The 6,628-nt window shown below is 61.8% G+C and carries 9 protein-coding genes and 1 pseudogene; 6 read left to right on the top strand and 4 right to left on the bottom strand.

What is annotated here, in order from left to right:
- Both VFL62_RS01945 and VFL62_RS01940 read left to right on the top strand, forming a co-directional pair.
- Nucleotides 1-149: pseudogene (locus tag VFL62_RS01945) on the top strand (alpha/beta hydrolase); the annotation flags it as partial.
- A gap of 103 nt (nt 150-252) precedes the next feature.
- The gene (locus VFL62_RS01940) at nt 253-576 is read left to right on the top strand and encodes a hypothetical protein (protein WP_325170694.1); all 324 of its coding nucleotides are present in this window, start codon (nt 253-255) and stop codon (nt 574-576) included.
- A gap of 68 nt (nt 577-644) precedes the next feature.
- On the opposite strand, the gene VFL62_RS01935 is transcribed toward VFL62_RS01940, so the two are convergent.
- Complete coding sequence (locus tag VFL62_RS01935) at nt 645-1,367, bottom strand: hypothetical protein (RefSeq protein ID WP_325170693.1); 723 nt, start codon at nt 1,365-1,367, stop codon at nt 645-647.
- A 155-nt stretch (nt 1,368-1,522) separates the two neighbouring features.
- Between VFL62_RS01935 and mbfA the strand changes: the two genes are divergently transcribed.
- A complete protein-coding gene (gene mbfA, locus VFL62_RS01930) occupies nt 1,523-2,494 on the top strand; it encodes an iron exporter MbfA (RefSeq protein WP_325170692.1) in 972 nt (323 codons plus the stop codon).
- Nucleotides 2,495-2,555: 61 nt separating this feature from the next.
- On the opposite strand, the gene VFL62_RS01925 is transcribed toward mbfA, so the two are convergent.
- Nucleotides 2,556-2,762: a hypothetical protein gene (locus VFL62_RS01925; protein ID WP_325170691.1), complete on the bottom strand. Its 207-nt coding sequence runs from the start codon at nt 2,760-2,762 to the stop codon at nt 2,556-2,558.
- Between the two features lie 327 nt (nt 2,763-3,089).
- On the opposite strand from VFL62_RS01925, the gene VFL62_RS01920 reads away from it, so the two are divergent.
- On the top strand, nt 3,090-3,791 hold the full coding sequence (locus VFL62_RS01920) for an SDR family NAD(P)-dependent oxidoreductase (protein ID WP_325170690.1): 702 nt from the start codon (nt 3,090-3,092) through the stop codon (nt 3,789-3,791).
- Nucleotides 3,792-3,884: 93 nt separating this feature from the next.
- Here the strand turns inward: VFL62_RS01920 and VFL62_RS01915 are convergent, their stop codons facing one another.
- Both VFL62_RS01915 and VFL62_RS01910 read right to left on the bottom strand, forming a co-directional pair.
- The gene (locus tag VFL62_RS01915) at nt 3,885-4,499 is read right to left on the bottom strand and encodes a GNAT family N-acetyltransferase (protein ID WP_325170689.1); all 615 of its coding nucleotides are present in this window, start codon (nt 4,497-4,499) and stop codon (nt 3,885-3,887) included.
- A 71-nt stretch (nt 4,500-4,570) separates the two neighbouring features.
- On the bottom strand, nt 4,571-4,774 hold the full coding sequence (locus tag VFL62_RS01910) for a DUF1127 domain-containing protein (protein WP_325170688.1): 204 nt from the start codon (nt 4,772-4,774) through the stop codon (nt 4,571-4,573).
- A gap of 111 nt (nt 4,775-4,885) precedes the next feature.
- Between VFL62_RS01910 and VFL62_RS01905 the strand changes: the two genes are divergently transcribed.
- Together VFL62_RS01905 and VFL62_RS01900 are read left to right on the top strand one after the other, a co-directional pair.
- Nucleotides 4,886-5,794 (top strand): transcriptional regulator GcvA, encoded by a 909-nt coding sequence (locus tag VFL62_RS01905; RefSeq protein WP_325170687.1) that lies wholly within the window; start codon nt 4,886-4,888, stop codon nt 5,792-5,794.
- A gap of 168 nt (nt 5,795-5,962) precedes the next feature.
- The coding region (locus VFL62_RS01900) for an MFS transporter (RefSeq protein ID WP_325170686.1) at nt 5,963-6,628 on the top strand (666 nt) is incomplete at its 3' end.

The following is a 6,628-nucleotide window of genomic DNA, read 5'->3' as shown; positions in this document are numbered from 1 at the left end:
TGTTCGAGGCGATGCAGACGACGGCCTGCACACGCATGATCGGCGTTCACCTCGTCGAAGGCGCCGGACACTGGGTGCAACAGGAGCAGCCGGAAGAGGTCAGCCGCCTGCTGTTGGCGTTTCTGAAAGCCGCGGCCGAGACGCTTTAAATCGTTCTTTCATCATGTTCCCAGACAGGCCTCCAGGAACGATCGCAGGTTCCGCGGCGTTGGCTGCTGATGGGTCATGTGCCCGAGATCAAGGAGGAGATAAATGGAGAAGAGGATAGCTGGGCTACTGGGCGCGGTCGCGACGCTCGGCGCAATGAACGCGGCTCAGGCCGCACCAACACCGCAAGCTCCAACCGAGACATTGAGAGCCAATTCGTTCGCCGAATTGCTGGAACCAATTCCCAACGCCGCGGCAGTCTTGAAAGTGGCCGACGAATCCCGGCCCGCGCCAACGGCGGAAGGAAATGTTCAGCTCGCGCAGTACTACTATCATCATCACCACCACCATCATCACCATCACTTCTGGCGGCGGTGGCGCCACCATCACCATCATCACCACCACTGGTACCGTCGTCATTACTACTAGTCGGCAGACGCAACGCGAACAGGACCCATTTGGGTCCTGTTTTCTTATGGCTGCGTTCGGCGGGAGCGCTATGGTTGCCGTGCTTTTTCTTTCGCGGCGCGATGAAGATGCCGATAGGTGCCATCGAACACCGTATCGGTCGACGAGACCCATTCAGTTCCGGCCGACAGCGTTGGCCGGCTGTTATAGATGCGACGCGATTGCAGCTCGCGCTCGGCAAACTCCTCTTCGTCCATCGGTTCAAGCTCGAAATGGGCTTCCTCAGGGATGATAATGATCTGGGCAAACGGCTCTCTCGGCCTGAAGATGTGGGTGCGCCCTTCATCCGGCGACTTGAACACGCAAAAGAACAGCATCGGCCACCAGTTCCGGATCAAGGCCGGAACGGCGATCGGAACGGTGCCGGTTCGATCGTTATAGAAACGCGGATGCGGCTCGGTCCTGATCGCCATGCCCTTCTCGACCTTGAGGTCGATCAGGATCTGGTAGGTGTAGAAGGCGTCACCGAAATTCCGGAATGGTGGCCAGTTCGCGTCGCCGTCCGGCGGATCGCCCCATTCACTTTCCAAAATCAGACGACCGCCCCTGGTGCTGACGTGCAGTTCGTTCTCGTAAGGATAAAACAGCTCAATGCCGTATTGCGCGCCTTCGGAGAACGGCACGCAATGCCACACCTGCTCGCGCGAGCCGTTGGCGCGTGGCTCGCGTGAGCCGGCCCATCCGGGAATCTCAAGCTTGGTTCGACGCGGCGCGAGCCGCGGATCGTTGAGGCGGTATTTGACTTTTTGCATGCGTGTTTCCCGACGGGCAGTCACGGAAACGGATGAGGAACCGCAACGGTTCCTCAGGGGGCGCGTCTTTATCGGAAGTGCACGAATTGACCTCTGCGACAGCGGTCGCTATATCGATTTAGAATTATTCTAAATTAATCCCGGGGGTCCACACCGTGAAGAATTTTGCCGATCTGACCGAGCGCGAGGTCCTGGCGGTAGCGATCGCCGCCGAGGAAGAAGACAGCCGGATCTACATGAGTTTCGCGGAGGACCTCGCGGAGCGTTATCCGGAATCGGCAAGACTGTTCGAGCAGATGGCCGAGGAGGAAAAAGGCCATCGCCACATGCTGCTCGAGATGTACGAGAAGCGCTTTGGCCCCAATCTGCCGCCGATCCGCCGCGACAACGTCAAAGGCTTTTTGCGCCGACGCCCGATCTGGCTGACCAAGAACCTCTCGCTCGACGCGATCCGCAAGGAAGCCGCGACCATGGAGTTCGAGGCCGAGCGATTTTACATCAAGGCGGCCGAACAGACCCAGGATGTCGGCGTTCGCCGGCTGCTCGCCGATCTCGCCGAAGCCGAAAAAGGCCATGAGAACGTCGCGGCTAAACTGACCAACGAGATTCTCACCCCCGACGTGCGCGCCGAGGAAGACAAGACGCGCCGGCGCGTCTTCGTGCTGCAATATGTGCAGCCGGGTCTTGCCGGACTGATGGATGGATCGGTGTCGACGCTGGCGCCGCTGTTCGCCGCCGCGTTCGCCACGCACCAGAACTGGCAGACTTTTCTCGTCGGCCTCGCCGCCTCGATCGGCGCCGGCATCAGCATGGGTTTTGCCGAAGCCTTGTCGGATGACGGTTCGCTCACCGGGCGCGGCTCGCCCTGGCTGCGCGGTCTGACCTGCGGCCTCATGACCGCGCTCGGCGGGCTTGGCCATACCATGCCCTATCTGGTGCCCGACCACTGGACCAACGCATTCTGGATTGCGACCGCCATCGCCGGCATCGTGGTCTTCTTCGAGCTGTGGGCGATCGCCTATATCCGCGCGCGCTACATGGATACGCCGTTCCTCCAGGCGGTGTTTCAGATCGTGCTGGGCGGCGCCATCGTGCTCGGCGTCGGGATACTCATCGGTGCTGCGTAAAGCTCAACACGGCAACCGAACACCGGCTGGCGCGCCTTCCATGGCCGCACGCCGCGCCGCCTCAGTGCAGCTCGAAGCCCGCAGGCTCATGGATCGGTTTTGTCTCCACGATATCGCCGTCCTCGACGTGATCGCGGATCGCCTGCAATTCCGTGGTATCAATCTCGAGAAGCCAGTTCTTCCAGTCGCTCGGATGCGCCTCGGGGGCGACCGGCTCGCCGTTAGCGTGATATTGATACTTCGCGAGCGCGGCAGCCGCTCTTTCCATCGCGCTGCCATCCTTCAATTTGATTACGCACCTCATTTCTCACCTCGCCTGTCTGGATTCGAGCCTGAAGCAAGCACGGCGTCTCGGACAGCACGTTGATTCGAATCAATTCTGCAGGGCACGGCTAGCATGCCAAGGCCCAACCTTGTTTGGCGGGCACCTCAATGCATGAACGCCGTTGCGGCACGCCGCGATCGGGGAATCCGTCGTCCGGCAACGAATTGGACTTGGCACTCACGATTTCCCATGCGGTTGCATTGAAATCTGCCGACCGCTTCCTCATCTGTTGAGGCGACCCCGCGTCCCGCAAAAAACAAGGAACATTCGATGGAGAGCCCGAAATTCAAGAATGCCCTGATCGTCGGGGCTGGCGCCGGTATCAGCGCCTCGCTGACGCGGCTGTTTGCGCGCGAAGGGATTCGCGTCGCCCTGGCATCGCGTAGCATCGAAAAGCTCGGCGCGCTGTGTTCAGAGACCGGCGCGCGCGCCTATGCCTGTAACGCCGCCGATCCCGACGAAGTCGAACGGCTGTTTGGCCTTATGGAGCGCGAGATCGGCGTTCCCGACCTGGTAGTCTATAATGCGAGCGGCCGGACGCGCGGCCCCTTCGTCGATCTGGTGCCCGCCGACGTCGCGCAGGCGATCGCCGTCAGCGCGTTCGGCGGCTTCCTGGTGGCCCAGCAAGCCGCGAAACGCATGCTGCCGAGCAAGCGCGGCGCCATCCTGTTCACCGGCGCTTCCGCCAGCGTCAAGGGCTACGCACAGTCCGCGCCGTTTGCGATGGGGAAGTTTGCGTTGCGCGGGCTGGCGCAGAGCATGGCGCGAGAGCTATCGCCGCAAGGCATTCATGTCGCGCACTTCGTGATCGATGGCGGAATTCGCAGCGCCGCCCGTGTCGAGCCCGCCGACCAGCCGGATTCCATGCTCGATCCCGATGCGATTGCGTTGAGCTACTGGAACGTGCTGCAACAGCCGCGCAGCGCCTGGAGCTGGGAAGTGGAATTGCGGCCCTGGGTGGAGAAATTTTGAGATGTCATTCCGGGGCGCGCGCTTGCGTGAACCCGGAACCCATCTCCCCAGTCGTTCCACCGCAACATGGCATCCCGGAATGACGAAGAAGGACTAGGCCACCGCCTCGATCGCGCGCTGCTGAGCCACCAGTTTCCAACTTGCGCAGGGAAATTCTTCGGCGACCGCATCGATTTCTTTTTCGAAGCGCACCAGCTTCCAGTCGTCAGGGTGACGGGCGAAGCCATAACCCAGCTTGCGCGCCAGTGAAATCATCTTCTCGTTGGAGCGCAAGGTTTCGCCGAACATCACGCGCGCGCCGAGCGCAGCAGCGCGGCACTCGAGATTGGCGATCAGGGCCGAGCCAATGCCGAGGCGCTGCCAAAGATCGTCGACGGAAATCCCGAATTCGAAACGTCGGCTTGCGGTGTCAAGCCCATAACGCGCTTCACCGACGATGGTCTCGCGGCCATTCGTCGCCACCGTCGCGATCACGCTGAAGCGGTTGTTCTCTCCGACTCGAAGGAAATGGCCGAGCTCGCGCGGCGGCAACTCGCTCATCGCGCCCAAAAAGCGACTATGGCGCGAACTGAGGGAGAGATTGCGGAAGTAACGTTGCAGCGCCTCGCCTTCATCGGCGCCGACGAAGCGAACCGTCAGCGTCCTGCCGTCGCGAAGTCTGAGATGATCGGTGTGCCGTGGATGTTCGAAGAGACTGATCGTGGCCATGGCGGCCTCCACCCGAGAAGGGAATTGGGCCGGCGTCCCTCGAAATGAAGCAACGCCAGCCGTAGCGGCGTTCAAGCCCGCCAGAATGGTTTTTCGGCTTCGCGGATCACCTCGCTCCAGGACAGCCCGACGTCATGCAGATCCCGATCGGACCAATGGGTCAGCTCGTGACGCTGCTGCCAGCGGCCAGCCCAGACACGAAGCTGGCGGCCGAGACGGGCCAAAACACCCGAATCATGATTATTTGTCACAGTATCGGATAGGCAAAGGGACATTCCGCCCTCCTGAATCCTACGATTCGCGCGAATATGGAGCCAATTTGGCATTGCGGCAAACGACACTTCGAGCCATAATTCATGAGATAAATTCATATACTGGGAATGCCGATGGCCGCCCGTCTCCCTTCGCTCAACGGATTACGCGCCTTCGAGGCGGCTGCCCGGCACCTCAGCTTCACGGCAGCCGCCGCAGAGCTCAATGTCACGCAGACGGCGATCAGCCATCAGATCCGGCGGCTGGAAGCCGAACTCGGGATCCGCCTGTTCGTGCGCCAGAACCGCAGCCTGACGCTGACGGTGGAAGCCAGAGAGTACCTGCCGGGCATTCGCGCCGCCTTCAACGATTTAAGGCTCGCCACCGATCGGCTGTTGCGCAAGGACGGCGACCGCGTGTTGACGGTCTCGACGCTGGCATCCTTCGCGGCGAAGTGGCTATTGCCGCGGCTGTCCAGCTTCCAGCAGGCACATCCCGAGATTGACGTCCGCATCACCTCCTCTACCAGTCTGGTCGATTTCCGCCGCGACGATGTCGATGCCGCGATCCGCTATGGCCGCGGGCACTGGACCGGCCTGCGCGCCGACTGGTTGACCGCCGACGAACTGTTTCCGGTTTGCAGCCCGGATCTGTTGAAAGGCGGCAAGCCGCTGCGCTCGCCGGAGGACCTGGCCCATCACACCTTGCTGCACACCAGCGGGGGCTATGACGACGACTGGCGACTGTGGCTGACGGCGGCCGGCCTGCCGTCGGACATCTCCAGGCAACCGGGCCTGAGCTTCGATTTGATCCTGATGACCGTGCAGGCCGCGATCGACGGATTGGGCGTGGCACTGGGCCGGACCACCTACGTCGAGGGCGATATCGCCAAGGGCCGCCTTGTGGTGCCGTTCAAGATCGCGCTGCCCGCCGATGCCGGCTTCTATCTGGTCTCGCCGCAGGCACGGGCCGAATCGCCAAAACTGGCGGCGTTCCGGCGGTGGCTGCTGGCTTCGGTGCAAGGCGGCTTGAAGGTCGCCTGATTGCGGCCGGTCGGCCGTGCTCCTCTAATTCCCACATCGCGAAAAGAGCCCTGCGCAGGTCAGCGAATGTTGGAATCGGAGCACCAGCATGGCAGATTGCCGCGACACGATAACCCGCGCGCGCCCGCCTTGGGCTAACGGTGCGTGGGATACAGGGAGAGACCATTAATGACGCCGTCGTCCAGTTCGCCGCCCGTTGAGCTCAAGTCACGAATTGGCGCCATTCTCCGTTCCACCAGCGGCAATTTTCTCGAACAGTTCGACTTCTTCCTGTTCGGCTTTTACGCCCGCTATATCGCGACCGCATTCTTTCCGGCCCAGAACGAAACCGCCGCGCTGCTGAACACGTTCGGCGTGTTCTGGCTCGGCGCCCTGATGCGTCCCGTGGGCGCCATCGTGCTCGGCGCCTATATCGACCGGATCGGCCGCCGCCAGGGCCTGATCCTGACCTTGACGATCATGGCGATCGGCACCGTCACGATCGCCTTCTGTCCGACCTATGCCACGATCGGCCTCGCTGCACCGGTCATTGTCTTGGTCGGCCGCTTGCTGCAGGGCTTTTCCGCCGGCGTCGAACTCGGCGGCGTGTCGGTCTACCTCGCTGAGATCGCAACGCCGGGCAATCGCGGCTTCTACACCTCGTTCCAGTCTTCCAGTCAGCAGGTCGCGATCTTCGTCGCCGCCATCATCGGCTTTGCATTGAGCGAACTGATCCCGGCCGACACCGTCGCCGCCTGGGGCTGGCGCATTCCGTTTTTCATCGGCTGCCTGATCATTCCCTTCATTTTCCTGCTGCGCCGGACGCTGGAAGAGACGCCGGAATTTCTCGCCATG

It is taken from the genome of Bradyrhizobium sp., from assembly GCF_035701725.1.
Classification (GTDB): domain Bacteria; phylum Pseudomonadota; class Alphaproteobacteria; order Rhizobiales; family Xanthobacteraceae; genus Bradyrhizobium.
Note: the sequence above shows the minus strand (reverse complement) of the source record. Positions and strands in the feature narration are given on the sequence as shown.

Coding starts and splice junctions, on each gene's coding strand:
- VFL62_RS01940 (WP_325170694.1), top strand. CDS start 253: ATGGAGAAGAGGATAGCTGGGCTACTGGGCGCGGTCGCGACGCTCGGC.
- VFL62_RS01920 (WP_325170690.1), top strand. CDS start 3,090: ATGGAGAGCCCGAAATTCAAGAATGCCCTGATCGTCGGGGCTGGCGCC.
- VFL62_RS01915 (WP_325170689.1), bottom strand. CDS start 4,499: ATGGCCACGATCAGTCTCTTCGAACATCCACGGCACACCGATCATCTC.
- VFL62_RS01925 (WP_325170691.1), bottom strand. CDS start 2,762: ATGGAAAGAGCGGCTGCCGCGCTCGCGAAGTATCAATATCACGCTAAC.
- VFL62_RS01910 (WP_325170688.1), bottom strand. CDS start 4,774: ATGTCCCTTTGCCTATCCGATACTGTGACAAATAATCATGATTCGGGT.
- VFL62_RS01905 (WP_325170687.1), top strand. CDS start 4,886: ATGGCCGCCCGTCTCCCTTCGCTCAACGGATTACGCGCCTTCGAGGCG.
- VFL62_RS01935 (WP_325170693.1), bottom strand. CDS start 1,367: ATGCAAAAAGTCAAATACCGCCTCAACGATCCGCGGCTCGCGCCGCGT.